Raw genomic sequence first — 1316 nt, 5'->3', positions numbered from 1 at the left:
GATTCGGCCGCCGTCCGTCTCCAACCCGTCGATGGTCTGGCCGAAGCGGAAGTCCACGCCCAGGCCGCGTGCGATTTCGGCGAGGCCGCGCGTGAACAGATGGCAGTCGCCGGTTTCGTCGTTGGGCAGGCGCAGGCCGCCTGTGAGACGGTCGCGTGCGCCGGCCAGCGCGGGCTCGACGCTGGCGAGTGCATCGCGGTCGAGCAATTGGTAAGGCACGCCGCATTCTTCGAGCACTGCGATGTCGCGCTGCACTGCATCGAGCTGCGCCTGCGTGCGAAACAGCTGCAGGGTGCCACCGGTGCGCTGCTCGTACTGCAGGCCGGTGTCGGCGCGCAACTGCTGCAGGCAGCCGCGGCTGTATTCGGCCACGCGCATCATGCGTTCCTTGTTCACCGCATAGGCTTCGGGCGAGCAGTTGCGCAGCATCGCGGCCATCCAGCGCAGCTGGAACATCGTGCCGTCGGGGCGAATGGACAGCGGCGCGTGCTTCTTGAACATCCACTTGATTGCCTTCAGCGGAATGCCCGGCGCGGCCCACGGCGTGGAGTAGCCCGGCGACACCTGGCCGGCATTGCCGAAGCTGGTTTCTTCGGCGGGGCCGGCCTGCCGGTCGAGCAGGGTGACCTCGGCGCCCGAGCGCGCGAGATAGTAGGCCGTGGTGGTGCCGATCACGCCGCCGCCGAGAACGATGACTTTCATGGTGTATTCGCCGATTCAGATGGGATGAGTGGAATCTAAAGTGCACAATGCAGTGGATTCCATTGTTTTCAGCGGTTTGGCAGTGAAATACACTGCCGCCAATCGCCCAGAGCCGCCTGCGAAAGTGAAATGCCCGAACTCGACCGAATCGACCGCCGGATCCTCGACCTCCTGCAGCGCCAGGGCCGCGTTTCCATGACCGAGCTGGCCGAGCACATCGGCCTGTCGGCCTCGCCCTGCGCCGAGCGCGTGAAGCGCATGGAGCGCGACGGCGTCATCACCGGCTACCACGCGCACGTGTCGCCCGAGGCGCTGGGCAAGACGCTGCTGGTGTTCGTCGAGATCAAGCTCTCGGCCAAGTCGGGCGACGTGTTCGACAAGGTGCGCAAGGAGCTGCTGCACATGCCCGAAGTGCTCGAATGCCACCTGGTGTCGGGCAGCTTCGACTACCTCGTGAAGGCGCGGCTCAGCGGCATGAGCGAGTACCGGCACCTGCTGGGCGACATCCTGAAGAAGCTGCCGGTGGCGGCCGAGTCGCACAGCTACGTGGTGATGGAAGAAATCAAGGAAACGCTGATGCTGGCCGTGGACCGCTGAACCGATGAGCAAGAACC

General features: G+C 65.3%; 2 protein-coding genes. One reads left to right on the top strand and one right to left on the bottom strand.

Annotated elements, in window-relative coordinates:
* Positions 1–702 (bottom strand): D-amino acid dehydrogenase (locus ACSFA3_RS23740; protein ID WP_435507868.1); only part of this gene is annotated, 702 nt, incomplete at its 3' end.
* Between the two features lie 129 nt (positions 703–831).
* Here ACSFA3_RS23740 and ACSFA3_RS23735 point away from each other — a divergent pair.
* Complete coding sequence (locus ACSFA3_RS23735; RefSeq protein WP_007836101.1) at positions 832–1299, top strand: winged helix-turn-helix transcriptional regulator; 468 nt, start codon at positions 832–834, stop codon at positions 1297–1299.
* Positions 1300–1316 lie beyond the last annotated feature (17 nt).

The organism is Variovorax glucosi (assembly GCF_051216695.1).
Lineage (GTDB): Bacteria > Pseudomonadota > Gammaproteobacteria > Burkholderiales > Burkholderiaceae_C > Variovorax.
The sequence above is the reverse complement of the archived record's forward strand: the minus strand, read 5'-3'. Positions and strand labels throughout refer to the sequence as shown.